This window comes from Streptomyces sp. NBC_01429, from assembly GCF_036231945.1.
In the GTDB taxonomy this organism is placed as follows: domain Bacteria; phylum Actinomycetota; class Actinomycetes; order Streptomycetales; family Streptomycetaceae; genus Streptomyces.
The window spans coordinates 7,390,468-7,408,498 of record NZ_CP109599.1; the positions used below are offsets into that span (position 1 = coordinate 7,390,468).

The 18,031-nt window shown below is 71.3% G+C and carries 12 protein-coding genes and 2 pseudogenes; 3 read left to right on the forward strand and 11 right to left on the reverse strand.

Features of this window, described 5'->3' with window-relative positions:
* Window positions 1-160: 160 nt before the first annotated feature.
* Genes OG627_RS32595 through OG627_RS32620 form a run of 6 tightly spaced genes read right to left on the reverse strand, consistent with a single transcriptional unit; the run spans window position 161 to window position 5,078 of the window.
* Entirely contained in the window at window positions 161-565 is a 405-nt protein-coding gene (locus tag OG627_RS32595; protein ID WP_329071316.1) for a MazG nucleotide pyrophosphohydrolase domain-containing protein, read from the reverse strand.
* Window positions 562-807: a ferredoxin gene (locus OG627_RS32600; RefSeq protein ID WP_329071318.1), complete on the reverse strand. Its 246-nt coding sequence runs from the start codon at window positions 805-807 to the stop codon at window positions 562-564. Before OG627_RS32600 ends, OG627_RS32595 begins: the two co-directional genes overlap by 4 nt.
* An 8-nt stretch (window positions 808-815) precedes the next feature.
* Window positions 816-2,018 carry a cytochrome P450 gene (locus tag OG627_RS32605; protein WP_329071320.1) on the reverse strand — a complete coding sequence of 401 codons (1,203 nt, stop codon included), beginning with the start codon at window positions 2,016-2,018 and terminating at the stop codon, window positions 816-818.
* Between the two features lie 20 nt (window positions 2,019-2,038).
* Window positions 2,039-2,785, reverse strand: coding sequence for a class I SAM-dependent DNA methyltransferase (locus tag OG627_RS32610; RefSeq protein ID WP_329071322.1), 747 nt, complete (start codon window positions 2,783-2,785; stop codon window positions 2,039-2,041).
* 23 nt (window positions 2,786-2,808) lie between these two features.
* A complete protein-coding gene (locus OG627_RS32615) occupies window positions 2,809-3,963 on the reverse strand; it encodes a YcaO-like family protein (protein ID WP_329071324.1) in 1,155 nt (384 codons plus the stop codon).
* Window positions 3,960-5,078: an aKG-HExxH-type peptide beta-hydroxylase gene (locus tag OG627_RS32620; RefSeq protein ID WP_329073143.1), complete on the reverse strand. Its 1,119-nt coding sequence runs from the start codon at window positions 5,076-5,078 to the stop codon at window positions 3,960-3,962. Before OG627_RS32620 ends, OG627_RS32615 begins: the two co-directional genes overlap by 4 nt.
* A gap of 784 nt (window positions 5,079-5,862) precedes the next feature.
* Between OG627_RS32620 and OG627_RS32625 the strand changes: the two genes are divergently transcribed.
* A complete protein-coding gene (locus tag OG627_RS32625; protein WP_329071325.1) occupies window positions 5,863-6,897 on the forward strand; it encodes a LacI family DNA-binding transcriptional regulator in 1,035 nt (344 codons plus the stop codon).
* Window positions 6,898-7,020: 123 nt separating this feature from the next.
* Here the strand turns inward: OG627_RS32625 and OG627_RS32630 are convergent, their stop codons facing one another.
* Window positions 7,021-7,836 carry an alpha/beta fold hydrolase gene (locus OG627_RS32630; protein ID WP_329071328.1) on the reverse strand — a complete coding sequence of 272 codons (816 nt, stop codon included), beginning with the start codon at window positions 7,834-7,836 and terminating at the stop codon, window positions 7,021-7,023.
* 337 nt (window positions 7,837-8,173) lie between these two features.
* Here OG627_RS32630 and OG627_RS32635 point away from each other — a divergent pair, with 337 nt between their 5' ends.
* Window positions 8,174-12,733: a discoidin domain-containing protein gene (locus OG627_RS32635; protein WP_329071330.1), complete on the forward strand. Its 4,560-nt coding sequence runs from the start codon at window positions 8,174-8,176 to the stop codon at window positions 12,731-12,733.
* Between the two features lie 152 nt (window positions 12,734-12,885).
* Window positions 12,886-13,228, forward strand: a pseudogene (locus tag OG627_RS32640) (rhamnogalacturonan lyase B N-terminal domain-containing protein); the annotation flags it as partial.
* A 73-nt stretch (window positions 13,229-13,301) separates the two neighbouring features.
* Here OG627_RS32640 and OG627_RS32645 read toward each other — a convergent pair.
* The 4 genes and pseudogenes from OG627_RS32645 to OG627_RS32660 form a co-directional block, all read right to left on the reverse strand.
* On the reverse strand, window positions 13,302-14,576 hold the full coding sequence (locus tag OG627_RS32645; protein ID WP_329073145.1) for a pectate lyase family protein: 1,275 nt from the start codon (window positions 14,574-14,576) through the stop codon (window positions 13,302-13,304).
* Window positions 14,577-14,642: 66 nt separating this feature from the next.
* A complete protein-coding gene (locus tag OG627_RS32650; protein ID WP_329071332.1) occupies window positions 14,643-15,479 on the reverse strand; it encodes a rhamnogalacturonan acetylesterase in 837 nt (278 codons plus the stop codon).
* Between the two features lie 126 nt (window positions 15,480-15,605).
* Complete coding sequence (locus OG627_RS32655) at window positions 15,606-16,961, reverse strand: ABC transporter substrate-binding protein (protein ID WP_329071334.1); 1,356 nt, start codon at window positions 16,959-16,961, stop codon at window positions 15,606-15,608.
* Between the two features lie 128 nt (window positions 16,962-17,089).
* Window positions 17,090-18,031 (reverse strand): annotated as a pseudogene (locus OG627_RS32660) (pectinesterase family protein); the annotation flags it as partial.

The window sequence follows — 18,031 nt, forward strand, 5'->3', positions numbered from 1 at the left end:
TGGGAACGGTGGGAGCGGTGGGCCATGGGCCCTGCGGGGCCGGTTCAACTTTCTGTTGAATCTGTTTCCCGCGCGTTGCGATCGCCGTACGGTGCGGTTGCGCCCCGTGCTTCCCGGCAACCCGCGGCCCCGGGCCGCCTCCACCGCTCCGGCGCCGCTTCTATCCTTCCGTCCGGGACCAGCCCTGACGGTCCAGCACGGCGGCGATGTCGGGCGCCTCGTAGTGGGGGCCCTTGAGCACCTTGCCGTCCGCGCGCCGGACCGGGAGGCCGTCCGGCCCCAGCTTCGTCATGTTGGCCCGGTGGATCTCGGCGATCACCGCGTCGAGATCGATCCCGTGGACGAGCGCGGTCCCGTACGCCACGTACACGACATCGGCGAGTTCGTGCGCGAGCTGGTCCAGTGAGCCTCCGGCCGTGGCCTCGGCGACCTCGGCCACCTCCTCCGCCAGCAGATCCTGCCGGTGGGCGGCGAGCGCCGGGGTCACCTCCGTCGGCCGGAGGCGGACGTCGAGTCCGCAGGCCTGGTGGAACTCACGTACGCGGTCGGCGGGGGAAGTGCTCATTCCCCGGATCGTACCGGTGGGCGGATCAGGCCGGGGCGGGCGCCCGGCACGAGCGAGATCGCCTCCACCGGGCAGATCGCCACCGCGTCCTCCGTGTCCTCGTCGGGCTCGCCCGCGTCCGGCCGCAGGGTGGAGCGCCGGTCGGCGTCGAGGACGAAGTGACGCGGCGCGGTCGCCGCGCACAGCCCCGCCCCGATGCACAGGGCCCGGTCGAGCGCGATGTGTTCGGTGGGTCCGGCCATGTCCGCCGTCACCAGCCGACCGGCAGGGACCGCGGCGCCCGGCTGCTCAGGCCGCGCTTCCAGGTCGCGGGTCCGGCCGCGTACAAGGTGGGGAAGGCGCGGGTCAGACCCGCCAGCGCCTCCTGGAGCTGGACGCGGGCGAGCTGCGCGCCGACACAGAAGTGGGCGCCGTGTCCGAAGCTCAGATGCGCGCGGACCTCGCGGGTGAGATCGAGCAGTTCGGGGTGCGGGAACGCGCGCTCGTCGTGGTTGGCCGATGCCATCACGGCCACCACCCCCTCGCCCTCCCGGATGATCACATCCCCCAGGGCCACCTCCTCCTTGGCCACCCGGAGATTGCCGCCCACGGTGTTCTGCGCGTAGCGCAGCAACTCCTCGACCGCGCCGGGGATCAGCGCGGGCTCGCGGCACAGCCGCTCGTACCGCGCGGGCTCCGCCAGCAGCAGATGCACCGTCCCGGCGAGACGGTTGGCCGTCGTCCCGTACCCCCCGGACAGCAACACCACGCAGAAGGAAAGGAGTTCCTCCTCGCTCAGCCGGTCGTCGTCGTCGCGCGCCGCGATCAGGGCACTGAGCATGTCGTCGCCGGGGTGGGCGCGTTTGGTGTGTACGAGACCGGTCAGATAGCCGGTCATCTCGTCCACCGCCGACATCACCCGCGCGTCCTCCATCGCCGTGACACTGCGCAGCGCGTCGCACCAGCCGTCGAGCAGCCCGCCGTCCGAGCGGGGAGTGCCGAGCAGATCGCAGATGACGGCGAGCGGGAGCGGCCGGGTGAAGTGGGTGACCAGATCGGCGGGACGGGGGAGCGGCGCGAGCCCCGCCAGCAGTTCGCCGGTCAGCGCGCCGATGTCACGGCGCGTCGCCTCGGCGCGCCGCCCGGTGAGCGCGGGCGCGACGAGCTTGCGCAGCCGGGTGTGGTCGGGCGGATCGGCGGCCAGGATGGAGTCCGGCAGGGTGGTCGTACGGTTGATCCGGGGCCCGTCCCCCCGGGTGGCGCGGGCCCGGCTGAACCGCGGATCCGACAGCACCCGGCGGACATCCGCGTGCCGGGTGACGAGCCACGCCAGGTCCCCGGAGGGCAGCCTGATCCGGGCGACGGGTTCGTGGCGGCGCAGCTCCGCGAACTCGGGCAGCGGGTCGAGCCCGTCCCGGTGCGGAAAGGGGAACGGCCTTATCTCACCGGTCCGTTGCCGCCCGCTGTGCTCCATGGCGTCTCCCCTCTCCGCTGTCACGGCCGCTCGTACACGGAGACCTGCGCGGCACTGTCCCGGACGAACGGCGCACCGCTCCAGTCGGCCCAGCGCTCCTTGAGCACGAGCCCGGCCCGACGTGCCATCAGGTCCAGTTCGCCCGGTCCGGTGTACCGGAAGTCGACGCGCAGATGGCGGGTGCGGCCGTCCTCGTGGATGACGTAGTGCGAGCGGTAGCGCTGCACCGACGGATCCAGCCTGCGGTAGCACAGCACCAGATGGCCCTCGCCCTCGGAGACGATGTCGGGACCGGTGGCCGCCGCCAGGGCCTCGGGGACATGCGCGTCGAGCACGAACAGCCCGCCCGGCTCCAGATGCCGCGCCACCCGCTCGAAGCAGCGCGACTGGCTCTCCTGGTCCGGCAGTTCACCGAAGGTACCGCCCGCGAGATAGACGAGTGTGAAGGTTCCGTCCACCGGGACATCGGCGAAGTTCCCCATGGTCACCGGAAGTTCCGCCCCCGACGGCTTGGCACGCAACTGGCGGACCATCTCCTCGGAGCCGTCGACCCCGTGCACCGACAGCCCGCGCTCACTCAGCGGCAACGCGATCCTGCCGGTCCCGACGCCCAGTTCCAGTACCCGCCCGCCGCCGGACAGCGCGGCGAGCGACACCAGCGCCTCCACCGTCGCCCCGGTGGTTCTCGGCTTCCCGAACCACCGGTCGTACTCGTCGGCGAACTCCGTGGCGTAACCGGCTCGGGAACGCTGTTCGGCGGGGCGCATACGGCTCCTCACTGGGATGATTCCTAACCGAAGGGATGGGGATGGCCGGGTCCCGGCCCCGAGGGCAGCGGCAGTGCGCCCGGTGCGAGCACCCGCACCACCCGGACCCCGGCGTCGCGGGCCGGCTTCCCGCTCGTCTCGACCAGCAGCACCTGCTGTCCGGTGTGTTCGGCCAGGACACTCAGGGGATCGGTACGGGCCCGCTCCCCGGCGCCCTCCCGGGTTGGCCGGTCGTCCCGTGCCGCCGGGCCGGGCCGCACGTTCCACAGCGCCAGGCTGTCCTGCCGGTGATAGGTCCACAGGGCGTGCTGGACGGCGGTGGTCGGCGGCCCGGCGCCGCGCCACTGGTCCCAGGTGCGGCGTGCGACCGGACTCTCCATGCTCCAGCGCACCATGACCGCCTCGTACGCGGCCTTCTCGATCAGCGCTCCGACGGCGTCGGACGGCCCGCAGCGCGCCCCGAACGCCTGCCCCGTACCGTCCGGCCGGTGCAGACACACGACGGCGCACGCGGTGCCGGCCGGGGCGGGCAGCAGGAACGCCGTCGTCGCCAGCCCCCGGGCCCGGACCGCGCCCGCCACCGGACCGGCCGCGCCCGCCTCGACCCGGTGCGGCCGGCCGTCGGCGAGTCCGTACCAGCTGCGCCGCACGAGGTCGCGCTCCAGCACCTCCCAGGCGGCGTGCCGGGCCGCCGCCACCCGGTGCGGGTGCGCGGCGATGCCGGTGGAGCCCGCCGACGGTTCGGGGACGCAGCCGGCCGGCGGCCGGTGGTGCAGGAAGACGGAGGCGGCCGGGACGTACCGCTCCTCGCCGCCGGTCGTGTGCGCCCTGACCCACAACCGGCGGGCCCGCGGCCGGACGGACGGCCTGCGCACCGGCACACCGCGGCCCAGCAGTTCGTCGTAGGTGGCGACGGTCGCGGCCGCCGCCTCGGCCTCCCGCCCGGCCAGCACATTGCCCATGCGCTCCAGCAGTTCGCCCCGGGCGCCGGTGGCCACCACGTCCCGGTCGTGACCGGCGGCGCTGCCGATGAGCACGGGCTCGCCGCCCGCGGCGCTCGTGCCCCCGAACACCGGCGACCGCGCGGCGACCCGGGCGAGCAGCAGCTCCGGCGTGTCCGGGTAGGGCGTGAAGACCTGCGGCGCCCACGCGCTCACCTGCGGTCCCGACGTACTCACGGACGTTCCCGCGTCACAGCGGCACACTCCCCGAGGAGCGCGAGCCCGCTGTCCGTCAGCGCCCCGGAGTGCGCGGTCAGTGTGTCCACCGCCTGCCGCGCGGACGCCGTCAGTCGTGCTTCCCGTGCCGTGACCGCCCGTTCCGCCGTGCCCGGCATGCGCAGCATGGCCGGTGCGGCCAGCCTTCGGTAGAGGAGGACGCCGCGCGCGAGCACCACGGTCTGCTGGAAGAGCCCGCTCAGCGGGCGGGGGTCGGCCCGCAGGGGAGTGGTGACCCTCAGCGCGCCGGGAGCCGCCGCGCCGGTTCCACCTGATCCCGCGGAACCACCGTCCGCTCCGGTGGCACCACCGTCCGCCGGATCCGGCAGCAGGAACGGCTCCGCCACCGCCGCCGCGTTGCACCGGTTGTGCGTGCCCTCGTGCACCAGCGCCTCCGCGCAGCGCACCGGCCCCGGCAGCCCCGAGGCGCTCGTCGTCAGCCGGTCCCGGTGGAGAAGGACCACGCCGTGCACGGTGAAGTCCGTGAATCCGTCGATGGCGTCGCCGTCGAGCAGCGCCACCTCGGCGACCGTCTCCGACAGCTCGCCCACCATCTCGGGCCATATCCCGGTGAGCAGATCGACGGCCCGTACCAGCACGTGCCGCTGCTCCGCGTCCCATCCGACGACACCGGCGGTGACCGGAGCGCCGTCGTCCCGCCGCCGCGCCGGGATGGACCGCAGCGCGCGGGACACACTGCGCCGCAGGTGGTCCTGGGGTTCGGCGGGTCCGAGGGCGGGCGGTCCGTCTCCGGCGAACCGGCCGAGTACGGCGGCGAGCGCGGTAAGCGGCTCCCGGGTCGGTGTCCCCGAACGCAGCGCGCGCTGCGCGGTGTGCACCGCTTCGATGGCGGCGGGCCTGCGCAGTACGTCATCGGACACGGACGCCGCCGTGAGCGCGGACGCCCGCTCTCCGGGGCCGCCGGGCGCCTTAGGGTCCGTGAACTCCGTAAGTCCCGTGGCTTCGGTGGCTTCGGTGGCCTCGGCGAACTCCAGCCGGTCGAGCACCGCGCGTATCCGCTCCACCACCTCCCGCCGGTCCTCGACGGCCCCGCGTACGTCGGCCTCGACATGCACCTGCGTCAACTCCCCACTCCACTCGGCGGCCCCGGCACGGGCGCGCGGCGGGCCCGGAGGCCCGCCGCGCGGTGCGACGACGCGTGTTACTCCCCGTCGAAGTCGGGAACGTCGACCATGAGGGCCAGCTCGGGGAGTTCCGAGTCCTCGACCTGCGTGATGTCCTCGTTCATGACTGCTCCCTTCACCGCACCGGCCCCACCGTTCGCGGTGGGAACTCACCGGCAGCCGTCATCGTGCGGCAGCGTCTCCGGGGCCGCCAGCACGCCCCGGGCGGGGTCGCGCATATCCGGACCGGTGTGAAAAGTCCTGAACGCGCCTTGTCCGTTGTGCCGGAAAGGCGCGTTCCGTATCGACACGCCGGTACGGGGAGCCCGGGGCCGCCGGTCCGGGTCTCTCGGGCGGGCCAGCGCACGCCGTCCCTGTCCGGCAGGAGGGGCATCCGGGCCGTGCGCCAGGAAGCGATCCGGCCGAGGTTGGTCCGGAACCGCCGTCCTGGGCGGGCGCCGTCGCTCACCTAGTTCAACCAGCGTACGCCGGGGGGTGGTTGAGTGTGGTGAATACGCGCCCTGTCGGCGGAGGGTGATGAGAACGGCGGAGGTCGGTGAGGGCCGACGAGAGGCCGACCAGGGGCGACCCGAACCAACGGAGAACGGTTTCTAGTTCGTTCGATATACGATCGCGGCCCTGACTGTCATGGACCCCTTCGTTCCGAGGACTTCACGCGGTCGGTCACCCAGTCGTAATCTAGAAACCGATTGCTGTAACGCGGAGAGGGGAAACGATGGTGCGGACCGGCGCCGCCGCGCGGCCGACGCTGGCGGTCATAGCCAGAGAGGCCCGGGTCTCGGTGCCCACGGCCTCGAAGGTGGTGAACGGCCGGGAGGACGTCGCCCCCGAGACCCGCCGCAGGGTCGCCGAAGTGCTGGACCGGCTCGGCTACGTCCGCAGACCCCGGAGCGGAACGGCCGCCGAACCGTCGCTGGTGGACGTCGTGGTGCACTCCCTCAGCAGCTCCTGCACGGCGGCCGTCCTGCACGGGATCGAGGAGGCGGCCGACGAGGCGGGCCTGGACGTCGTGGTGTCGGCGGGACTCGCCCGCTCGCGCGGGTGCGGGCCCGACCGGGGCCGCCTTCAGCGGCTGGCCGCGCGCGGGACGGCGGGGCTGATCTTCCATCTTGCGGAGCTGACGCCGTCCCAGTACGGCTGGCTGGAGCAGCACCGTATCCCCTTCGTCATGATCGACCCGGCGGTGAAACCCCCGCCCTGGGTGGTCTCGGTCGGCGCGGACAACGTGGGCGGCGGGGCGAGCGCCACCGGGCATCTGCTCGCGCTCGGCCACCGCCGTATCGCGTTCATCGGCGGCCACCGCCACGCGCTGTGCGGGCGCGACCGGCTGGAGGGGCACCGCTCGGCGCTGGCCGCCGCCGGGGTGACGAGCCGTCAGGCGTACGAGAAATACGGCCGTTTCACCACGGCCGAGGCCCGCGACCGCGCCCTGGAACTGCTGGACCTGCCCGAGCCGCCGACCGCCGTCTTCGTCTGCTCCGACGCGATGGCGCTCGGCGTGTACGAGGCGGCGGCGGCGCGCGGGGTGCGGATCCCGGACGACCTCAGCGTGGTCGGCTTCGACGACCTGCCCGAAGCGCGCTGGGCCACCCCCGCGCTGACGACGGTCCGCCAGCCGCTCTCCGACATGTCCGCCACCGGGCTGCGGCTCCTGGTCCGTCTGATGGAGGGCGACTGGCCGGACGCTCCCCTCACCGAACTTCCCACCCGGCTGACCGTCCGCGCCAGTACCGCGCCACCACGGCCTTGACGCGGAGGGCTACCCCTCGGCGCCCTCGGTGACGTACTCGCCGCGGTGCGGGGGCGTGGCGATCGGGATCATCCGGCCGTCCCGTCGTCCGAGCGCCGGGGGCCGGCCGGCCGGTGCCGCCGCTCATGACCTCGGGCCCGCGGCGCTCTCCAGCTCCGCCGTCCAGGCGTCGACGAGCGCGACCAGCCGGCCGGGCCGCTCCTCGTGCAGGTAGTGCCCGCACTCCGGCCAGACCTCCACCCGCGAACCCGCGGGCGCGGCCGTGCCGCCCTCCCAGGCCGCCGGCCCGGCGTTCGAGTGGACGGCCAGCACCGGGCAGCGGCGGCGGGCCAGATATGCGCGAGCGGCGGGGCGTGGCCCGAACGCGTCCGGGGCCCGATACATCCCGTCGCGGCAGCGCAGCAGTACGGCCGGATCCATGGCGCCCATCAGCAGCTCGTGCCGGGCGCGCGGCTCCGCGTACGTGCCGGGGCGGAAGGCGCCGCCGACGAACCGCACGGCCCACGGCGTGCCCTCCGCGCGCAGGGCCTCCTGCTCGGCGGGCAGCCGCGCGATCTCCGCCTCGTCCGCCCCGTACGCCGGGTCGAGCACCACCAGCGCCCGCACCAGGAGCGGGTGTTCCACCGCGAGCGCCGTCACGACCTGCCCGCCCATGGAGTGGCCCACCGCGATCACCGGACCGGTGCCGAGCGCGTCGAGGAGCGCCGCCAGATCGGCGGCGAAGTCCCGGGGGCCGTACCCGTCGTGCGGCTCGGCGGAGCGGCCGTGGCCGCGCAGGTCGGGTACGAGGACCCGGCGGCCCGCCCATGCGCGCAGATGGGGCCGCCACTCCTCGCCGTCGCCGCCCCAGCCGTGCACCAGCAGCAGCGGCGGTCCTTCGCCGCCGCTGTCGGTGTCGGTGTAATGGAGGGAGACGCCGTTCACCATGATCCGGGGCATGCCGGCCATGGTGCCCGAAGGGACGGCCCCGCGTCACGCGGTGCGCGCCGTTCCTCCCACGCCGGCCGCCGGGCCGGGTGTTCTGCCAATAATCAGCCCGATGTGGCAACCGGTCTCTAAGGTATGTCCGGCCTGTCGGCTGCTGTCATCGGTTCGAAATCCCGTGCGTGACCACGGAAGTCACTTGTAACGGAAGTTTTCCGTGCGCGACACCTTGCTCATCTCCCCACCCCAGCCTACTTTCCGTAGAGACCGATTTCTAAGCCGCTGTCGCGGACCGCGAGTCGGGCCTCCCCCCTCTTCTCCTCCGAGCACCGTGAGAAAGGAAGCCTCCGTCATGCCGAGGGCAGAACTCAGCCGCCGGAACTTCGTCCAGATAGCAGGTGCCGGCACCGCGGCCGTCGCCGCGAGCAGCTGGCTCTGGCAGTCGGCGCCCGCCGCGTACGCCGCCGAGTCCGCGGGGACCGCCGGCTCCGCCGCGACGGAGCGGGCGGGGCTGCTCGACCGACTCGTCCTCGGGGACGGCGCGTCGGAGAAGACCCACGGCCTGACCACCGACGGCAGCGCGATCGTCACGGACGCCCGCAAGGCCAGGGCCCGGGTCGCCACCCCCCTCGAACCCGTCGCCGCGCGCGGCGGCGAGCTGCGCTTCACGATGCGGACCGACCCCAGGGCGCAGAACTACCTGACCCTCAAGCTGTGGGGCGAGGACGGCTCCCCGTACACCACCCTCGCCTACATCAACGGCGAACAGATCGGCTACCGCCGCAACCACGACTACCCGGCGCTCAGCTTCGGTTACACCAACCAGGTTCCGGGCCGCTACTACTACTCCACGGTGATGCTCCCGCTGGAGATGACCCGCGACCGGTCCGAGGCCGAGATCACCCTGCGCACCTACGAGGGCAGCTTCTCCGGCAAGGTCACCGACAACTCCCGCCCGTACTACGCCGTCTACACCCACACCGCCGCGCAGCTGGACCTCTCGGCCGAGGGCCTCACCACCTACCGGCCGCCTACCGCGCTCCCCGCCGACCTCGACGACGCCGAGAAGCGCCGACTCGTCGACAGCTTCCGCACCACCCAGGTCGACCTCTTCAACCGGCTCTCCACCCAGGTCGACGCCGCCGCCACCGGCAAGATCTCCATCGAGCGCTATGTCGACGAACTCCGCTACTACGCGCAGGTGCTGACCACGCCGTGGTCGCCCGCCGCCGGTGAAGCGGAGAAGAAGACCGCCCTGCTGCGGATCTTCAAGTCCATCGACAACCACGTCAAGGACTACTACGGCAACACCCGCCTCGTCCTGCGCGGCGGCCACCAGGGCGACTGGGGCGGCTACTACGGGGCGCTCGGCGAGGCCCTCTACCTCGTGGAGAATCTGATCACCAATCAGAAGATCTACGGGAAGGCGGCGTTCACCGCGTTCCTCGACGAGGGGTTCACCACCGGCACCCAGGACGGCGAGACCTCCCTCAAGGACGTCGACTTCGACGGCGGACGGCTCACCCGGCGCGCGGCCTGGGGCCGCTGCCTCAAGGCCAACTTCGACTTCGCGCGCTCCCGGCTCTCGTACATCTACAACCAGATGCTCTACACGTACGAGGGCGCCTGGAAGGCCCACGAGGGCCTGCGCGTCATCGGCTCCGACCACTACCAGGGCCGCGCCCGCAGCCACGCCATCCTGGGGGAGTCGCTCGGCCTCGTACCGTTCCTCGGCGAAGAGGTGCTGGTCGGGCCCCAGGGCCAGGAACTCGACCTGTTCCACTCGCTCTTCTACCACGACGGTACGGCGCGCTTCACCGACGACTACGTCAAGATCGTCGGCAAGGGGCTCGCGAAGAGCAAGCTCGACCGGTCGGGCAAGGTGGTACGGCGCCTGCCGTACGGCACGCACTACACCGGCATCACCGCCGCCGGGCTCACCCGCGAGAACACCTACGTCGGCAACTACGGCGAGGCGTCCCGCTACCTCGGCGAGTACTTCTTCAAGACCTGGGGCCACCCGGGCGACGAGGAACTCAACGACAACATCCTCAAGCTCGCCCTGCGCAACATCCACGCGCGCGGCTACACCCGCTACGCGTCCGTCGACGACGACGGACACCGCGTCATGCGCATCATCGGCTCCATCGACGAGCGCAACTGGTACTGGCCGGGGATCCCCGCCTACGGCGCGCGTATCAACGAGGGACAGTCGCTGTTCACCGCCGGGTTCGAGCCGCACATGGCCGAGCACGCCGAGCGCTACCGGGGCAAGGAGTGGGACACCTACTGGGAGTACGCCAGCGAGGCCGTCGGCTTCGCCCAGCAGCAGCTCGCCGACCGCCAGTACTTCAACGAGTTCGCCAAGGCCACCGCCAACCCCAAGGCCGACATGCGGCTGCCCGCCACCTTCGCCCATCTGACCGGCGGACGGGCCCGGTACGAACGGCTCGGCACGGCGCGGGCCGGGAAGGTCATGCCGCAGACCGACTTCCGCGCCTACACCGGGGCGGAACTCACCGCGCTCGGCGTACGGGCCTCGGATTACGAGCAGTTCGCGTGGGCCGACGTCGACAACATGTTCATCTCGCTGCGCGACGGCGACACCCGCATCTTCGGCTCCCTCTTCCAGAGCAACCGGGGCGTCGCCGGGAACGGCCGGCTGCACGTCATCACCCCGACCCACGAACACGTCGTGCAGGTGCAGACCGACGGACTCTTCCAGTACCGGGACTACTACGCCCGGATGGACGCCATCGACGCCGACTTCATGGAGGACATCAACACCGGCGACAACTGGGCCCCGCAGGCCCTCGCCGGGGAGATCTGCCCCATCGCGTACCAGCCGGGCGTCGGCACCGTCAGCCGCGAGAACTTCGAGGCCGACAACCCGTACTCCGGCTACACCGACTTCCTCACCGCCCGCTACGGCCGCTACCTGTTCGGTGTCAACACCACCCGCGCCGCGTACGGGAACAAGCAGAGCTACCGGCTCGCCGTCCCCGCGAGCCACCGCGGGGCCACCATCCTCGACCTGGTCTCCGGCCGGAAGCTGCCGGTCTCCGGCGGCCATGTCACCGTCGCGCCGTTCACCGCCGTCGTCCTGAAGCTGTCCGACGCGGCGACGACCGCGCTGCTGCCGTCCGTCGTGCGGTACGTGACCGCGCTGCCCGCCGACACCTCGATCACCGTCGCCTGGACCCCCACCGCCGGGGCCGCCACGTACACCGTCCAGCGCGCCACCCGCGCCGAGGGACCGTACAAGACCGTGGCCACCGCCGTCACCGGCCTGTCCTGGCACGACACCGAGGTCCAGCAGGGCAGCGGTTACCACTACACCGTCACCGCCGTGAACGGCGCCGGTACGGGCTGGTCCTCCTGGCACGTCGCCGCCGCCCTCGACACCCCCGTCTCCCGCAAGCTCACCGGCACCGGCTGGCGCGACGACCGGCTCGGCACCCAGCGGCGCGGCACCACCTCCGTCAACGGCGCTACGCTCGCCATCACCGGAGGCGACGGCACCGGGCTCGGCAAGGGCGACGACTACATGGTCGCCACCCGGGACATCGAGGACTCCCTGCTGTTCGTCAGCCGCGTACTGACCGGCAGCGGTACGGTCACGGCCCGGGTGGACGACCACCGGGGCGCCCTGACCGGGCTGATGCTGCGCGACCGCATCCACACCAACACCCGCTACCTGTACTTCGGCGCCGACGCCACCGGCAAGCTCGTCCTCGCCAACCGCACCCGCGACAGCCGCCACGACTGGCAGGACGACGTCCGCTCCCCGCTGGACGCGGGCATCTCCGGTTTCACCGTCTCCGACCACCCGTATCTGCGCCTGGTACGGAACTACGAGACGCACCAGGTCATCGCCTTCGCCTCCGCCGACGGCGCCACCTGGCGCTATGTCGGCGCGCTCTTCACCCCCTTCCCGTACGCGCTGCACGCCGGCGTCGCCTCGACCGGCAGCGCGGTCCTCGGCACCGTCAAGGTGACGGGCACCTCCTCCGGAAAGCTCCAGCCGTACGTGGCGAGCCGCACGGCGGACACCTTCACCCTCGCCTGGAACAAGCCCGAGGACGCCGTCGCCTTCACGCTCCACCGCACCGCCGACGCGAAGACCGCCGCCACCGACCCGCGCACCCGCCCCGCCGGCTGGGACAAGGTCCTCTCCGACACCCGCGAGCGCGGCTGCACGGAGAAGGAACTGCGGCACGGAAAGCGCTGGTTCAAGGTCGTGGCGTCCCTCCAGGACGGCTCCACCCGGGTCTCCGAGGACAGCGCCGTCGCGGTCGCCGAGACCCTCGCCGAGGTCATCGCGCGGGCCAGGAAGGCCGAAGCGAGGGAGTGGACGAAGAAGAGCTACGCGGCCTTCACCGCCGAGATCGACCGGATCGAGAAGGCGGGCGGCGACCAGGAGGCGCGGATCGACGAGGTCTACACCGCCTACGCCCTGCTGGTGTCCACCGACACCCTGCTGCGTCAGTTCAAGGTCACCCGGGAGATGGTGGAGGCGTCCACCATCGAGTGGCCGGGCACCGGCACCAAGGCGTCCAACGGCTGGAAAGCGTTCGACGGCGACACGGCCACCTACACCGACACTCTCGCCACCGAGAGCTGGATCGACATCGACGCGGGCGCGGCTGGCCCCGTCACCATCGACAAGATCCGCTTCCATCCCCGCACCGGACTGGAGACCCGCGCCAACGGCACGGTGTTCCAGGGCTCGGACGACGGACAGAACTGGACGGACCTGCACACCATCAGCGGGGTGAGCGCCGCTCAGTGGTACGAGGTGAAGCTCGGCCGCACGGCCTCGCACCGGAGGATCCGCGTCTACGACAACCACGGCGGAAGCGCCAACCTCGCCGAGATCGAGTTCTGGTACTACCTGCCCGACGAGTCGTAACACCCGCGCCGGCTCTTCCCACCGGCCCCGGGAAAAACTCCTGAACCCGCGGCAACCTTGTGCGCGGGCGGCGGCGACCAGGAGGTCGCGGAGGGAGGTGTGTTCATCCCTCCCTCCGCGACCCCACCCGCCTACGGCTGGAGCCCCCCCCCATGACCACCGCCCCCAGGACCACCGACCCGGCGACCGCTCCCCCGGAGGCCACCGGACACGGACACCCCTCGCGCCGAGGCGTCCTCGCCGTCACCACCGCCGGTGTCGTCGCCGCGGGAGCCGCCGTCACCGGAGCCACCGCCACACCCGCACGGGCGGCGGCCTTCGGCTACACCGACGACGGAAACGAACTATGTGATCAGCACCGGCGCCAATCTCGTCCTCAAGATCTCCAGGACCAGCGGCGACCTGACCTCACTGGTCTACGGAACCACCGAGTACGAGGGGTACGGCAACGCGCACTCCCACGTGGAATCCGGACTCGGCGCCTCCACGGTCACCAACGACTGCCTGGACCTGCTGAGCTGAGCGGGCCCGCGCGCCTCCCGGGGAGTGCCCCGGGAGGCGCGACAGGTCAGTGCAGCTTTCCGGCCCCGGCCCCGCCGTCGACCAGGCCAGGGACGGCGCGCGGGTTATCGACCGAGGCGCGCAGGACCGGGGTCCAGCCCGCGTCGGGCCGCAGGGTCTCCTCGGGGATCTCCGCGTTGTGCACCGCGAGCAGATCGACGGGCTTGCCGTTGACGACATTGCCGGAGGTGGTGACCGGCGCGTCCGACCACTTCTTCAGGATCTGGCCGAGGCCCACCCCCTTCGGGACGGTGAACGCGTTCTTCTCGGCGACGAGCTTGGACTCGAAGCCGATGCCGAAGGAGTATCCGTACCCCGACTTCTGCACCACATAGTGGTTGTTGTACGCGTCGACCTGGCCGAACCGCACCCTCGGCGCCCGTTCCTTCAGGTTCTTGAACTGGTTGTGGTGCAGGGTGACGCGCAGCTTGCCCCGGTCGACGGCGGTCAGACTGTCGCTGTTGCCGATCAGAATGGTCTTGTCGTGCTCCTTGAAGACGTTCCAGGAGACGGTGACCAGGTCCGCGCCCCTGACGACGTCCAGCTCACCGTCGTGCTGCTGGTACAACCGGCCGAAGTAGTAGGGCTGTTCGCTGTCGGGGTGGCGGCCGTCCGTGAAGGTGTTGTGGTCCACCCAGACATGGGTGGAGCCGTACAGCACCAGGTTGTCGTACTCGGAGTTCCACTCGCCGTACGCGCCGTCCGTCGGATCCCACTGCGGGAAGCAGTTGAAGGCGTCCTCGAAGGTGAGGTTGCGGATGATGACGTTGTCGACGTCCCTGACCTGGAGGCTGCCACCGAGGATACGGGCGTTCCTGCCCACCCCCACGATGGTGGTGTTGGCGGGCACGTTCACCTTGACCTGGGCACCCTGGAGCTTGGCGGAGGCGGCCCGCAGATCCTCCTGCTCGCCGCTGACCTCCTCGTCGTACCCCCAGACCGCCGGATCGTAGTCCGCGAGGTACTGCTCGAAGGAGTAGCCCTTGGCCTCGTAGTCCTTGCAGGTGAGCGGGTTGCCCACGCTGTCGGAGAGGGCGTCCAGGGTGCCCTTGACCCGGATGACCGACGGGTTGTCCTCGGCGGCGCTCAGCGCCGCTCTGAACTCCGCCCAGGTGGTGACGGTGTAGACATGGTCCGCGGTGGCGTCGCGGCCGCCGGTGGTGGAGCCGGACTCGGCGGCCCAGCCGTCGCCCGCGGGGAGCGCGGCCCGCTCGGCGGCGGGGCTCGCGGTCCGGGACTGCCCCTGGGCGGGAGCCGCGAGCGCGGTCAGGGTCAGGGCCATGCCGCAGGCCAACGCCGTAGTGGTGATGCGGGCACGGCTTTTCGAGAGACGCACGGGAGTACTCCTTCAGTCGTCGAGCCAGCTGAGCCAGGACGCGGGGATCTCTTCGTCGAGACGGCGGGTGTCGCCGGGCGCGAGCACCCGCTCGTCCCGCAGCGAACGGGCCACCAGACGCGCCACCGCGATGGCGCCCGGCGGATGGAAGTGGGTGTTGTCCGAGACGCCGTCCGGGTAGTTCGGCGACTCGCCCGGCAGGAGCCAGTGGAAGTACGGTTCGGTGCCCTCGGCCCCCAGGCGCTGCCACAGCGCCAGCGAAGCGGCCTGGATGTCGAGCAGCGGCACCCGTTCGGCGGCGGCCAGCGCGCGCATCGCCGCCGGGTAGTCGCCGTGGGTGGCGACCGCGTCGCCCGCCGTGTCGAATTTGCGGCGCTCGACCGAGGTGAGCAGCACCGGGCGCGCGCCGGCGTCCCTGGCCCCCTTCACGTACTGCCGCAGACAGTCCTGGTACGTGGACCACGGCTCGGTGTAGCGGGTGGGGTCGGCGGACTTCTCGTCGTTGTGCCCGAACTGGATCAGCAGGAGATCACCGGGCCGGATCACACCGAGGACGGCGGCGAGCCGGCCCTCGTCGATGAAACTTTTCGAACTGCGGCCGTTCACCGCGTGGTTGGCGACCGCGATGCCCTTCCTGAGCAGGAAGGGGAGCGCCATGCCCCAGCCGGTCTCGGGTGCGGCGCTCGCGTACTTGTCCGCTGCCGTGGAGTCCCCGGCGATGTGGACGGTTCCCGGGGACCTTTCCGGGCGGCCGCTCCTGCCGCCCGCCGCCGCGGCGGCGGGGGCCGCGGCGACGGCCAGCGGCAGCGCGGAGAGCGCCGCGGCGGCCTGTCTTCGCGAGATGGACACGTCGATCTGCCTCGCTTCCTGTTGATGAGGATGAGGGACGGGGGAGAGGTATCGGTACGGGAGCGGGCGGGCGCGGCCCCGTGGACTCGCGGGCGCGCGGACCCGCTCCCGTACCGGCCCGGCGGATCAGCCCTTGTTCTGTTCCTTCCACTCCGCCTGGGCCTCGTTGAGCTCCTTGGCGACCTTGTCCGCGAACTCCTTGGCGGTCATGTCACCGAGCAGCACCTTCTGGAAGTTCGGCTCGTTGCCGCTCTTGCTGATGGTGTTCCAGTCGGGCAGGTAGTACGGCAGGTCGACGATCTTCGTGGAGCCGTCGCTGAGCGCCTTCATCGCGGCGGCGGTCGGCTCGGCGTTCTTGATCCAGGTGTCGGAGGCGGCGTCGGTGTTGGCCGGGATGGAGCCCGCCGACGCGTTCCACGCGCTGTTGGACTTGTGCGAGGCGGCGAACTCGATGAGCTTCCAGGCCGCCGCCTTGTTCTTGCTGTTCTTGAACAGGCCCAGACCGTCGACCGGGTTGGAGACCTGGACGCGCGAGCCGTCCTCCGCCGTCGGATAGGGGAGTCCCTTGAACTTGTCGTTGCCGAGCGCCTTCACATGATCCTGGTAGGAGGCCAGGTTGTGGGTCAGCATCCCGATCGTGCCGTTGTCCCACTGCGCGACCATCTTGATGAAGTCGTTGTTGACGTCGGCGGACGGCGTCACCTTCTTGTACAGGGCGACGTACTTCTCCAGCGCCGCCACGTTCTTGGGGTCGTTGACGGTGGTCTTGTCGCCGTCCCAGAAGGACGTGATGCCCGACTGCCCGTACATCGCGTCCATGGCGGGCGCGATGGAGCCCGCGCCGCCCCGGATGGTGTAGCCGAAGCGGTTCTTCCCGGCGGCGGTGAGCTTCTCGGCCGCCGCGTAGAACTCGGACCAGGTGGCGGGCGCCTTGAGACCCGCGGCCGAGAACAGGTCGGTGCGGTACCAGAGCGTGCCGTTGTTGCTGGACGTCGGCACCGAGTACATCTCGTCCCCGCGCCCGCCCGCCGCCTTCACACTGTCGACCATGGTGGGGACCAGCCTGCCCTTGAGGCCGCTGGAGCCGATGCGCTCGTCCACCGGGTCCAGGACGTCCCGTATCACCAGGTTGGAGAGATAGGCGGTGGTCACCCCGCCGACGTCCGGCAGCCCGCCGCCGTCGATCGCCGTGTCGTACTTCGCCTGCACCTGGTCGATCGGGATGCCCACGTACTTGACGTGGATGTCCGGGTTCTCCTTCTCGAAGTCCTTGATGATCTGTGCCCAGATGTCCCTGCGCTCACCCGTGTTGTTGTCCCACAGCGTGATCTCGCCCTTGCCGGAGCCCTCACTCCCGCCCCCGCCGCTTCCGTCGTCACCGCACGCGGTGGCCGTCAGGGCGAGGACGGCGGTCAGCGAGACGGCCGCGGCCGTCCGCCCTCTGAAGGGGTTTCCTCTGCTGGATGTCCTGCGGATGCTCATGGCCGGCTCGTCTCTTTCGGGAGTTCTCGGAGGGTTTCGACGGTGTGCGGTGTGCTGTGTTCCAAGGCGTGCCGTGTTCCACGGTGTGCCGTGTTCTACGGTGTGCGGTGCTCAGCGGTGCGTGGTGCTCAGCGGTGCGTACGGGGCGAGTTCTGCGGCGCCCAGCCGTCCGTGCCGCGCAGATAGTCGGCGACCTGGTGAACGGCGGCCTCGGCGGCCGTCAGCTGCGGGCGGTCGGATGTCACGGCCGAGCCGGGCCCGTACGTGCGGTACTCGGCGAAGCGGGCGTCCTTCCAGGAGAAACCGCTCATGTCGGTCCACGGCGAGGACTTGACCGCCGCCGGCAGCTCGGTGTCCCGGAACAGCACCTGTGCCACGGCGTTCGGCTCACCGCCCGGATGCCAGGGCCGGCCCAGGTGGAAGGTGCCCGCCGGAGCGTCGCTGACGACGCGGCTGCCGGTGATCAGGAAGCCGTACGGGTTGTCCTTCCAGGTCGAAGCCGCCGTGATGTAGCCGTTGTTGGTGTCGGAGCCGCGGCTGAGCGCCCTGATCACGGAACGCTCGATGACCGTGGTGGCGCGCCCGTAGATGAAGTCCACGTCGCCCTCGATGTACGAGTCGCGGACGTAGACCCGGCTCACCCGGTTCAGCGCCGGACTGTCGGTCATCAGGGTGTCCTGGTTGCCCTTGAAGGCGGTGTTCTCGAAGACGATCCGGTCACCGGTCGTCTTCATCGCCAGCGCCTGCTCGTTGGCGAGATCGTGCGCCGCCTCGTCGAAGTCGTTGACGAAGGTCAGATTGCGGGCGGTGACATCGCTCGCGGCGATCAGCACGGTCGCGCTGCCGCTCGAACCGCCGTACTCGTTGGGGGTGTCGAAGACGATCACCGTCCCGGACCGGTCGCGTCCGGTGCCCTGGAAGAGCAGATGCGGCTTGGTCGCCGGCACCCGGACCTGCTCCCGGTACGTACCGGGAGCGAGGGAGATCGTGATCTGTTCCGTGTTGCCCGCGGGGACGGCGTCCACGGCGGCCTGCACGGTGGCGAAGTCGGCCGGGACGTTCAGCACGGT

Bases quoted from the DNA above. Each gene is read 5' to 3' on its own strand.
- OG627_RS32595 (WP_329071316.1), bottom strand. From the start codon at position 565: ATGAGCACTTCCCCCGCCGACCGCGTACGTGAGTTCCACCAGGCCTGC.
- OG627_RS32600 (WP_329071318.1), bottom strand. From the start codon at position 807: ATGGCCGGACCCACCGAACACATCGCGCTCGACCGGGCCCTGTGCATC.
- OG627_RS32605 (WP_329071320.1), bottom strand. From the start codon at position 2,018: ATGGAGCACAGCGGGCGGCAACGGACCGGTGAGATAAGGCCGTTCCCC.
- OG627_RS32610 (WP_329071322.1), bottom strand. From the start codon at position 2,785: ATGCGCCCCGCCGAACAGCGTTCCCGAGCCGGTTACGCCACGGAGTTC.
- OG627_RS32625 (WP_329071325.1), top strand. From the start codon at position 5,863: ATGGTGCGGACCGGCGCCGCCGCGCGGCCGACGCTGGCGGTCATAGCC.
- OG627_RS32630 (WP_329071328.1), bottom strand. From the start codon at position 7,836: ATGCCCCGGATCATGGTGAACGGCGTCTCCCTCCATTACACCGACACC.
- OG627_RS32635 (WP_329071330.1), top strand. From the start codon at position 8,174: ATGCCGAGGGCAGAACTCAGCCGCCGGAACTTCGTCCAGATAGCAGGT.
- OG627_RS32645 (WP_329073145.1), bottom strand. From the start codon at position 14,576: ATGGCCCTGACCCTGACCGCGCTCGCGGCTCCCGCCCAGGGGCAGTCC.
- OG627_RS32655 (WP_329071334.1), bottom strand. From the start codon at position 16,961: ATGAGCATCCGCAGGACATCCAGCAGAGGAAACCCCTTCAGAGGGCGG.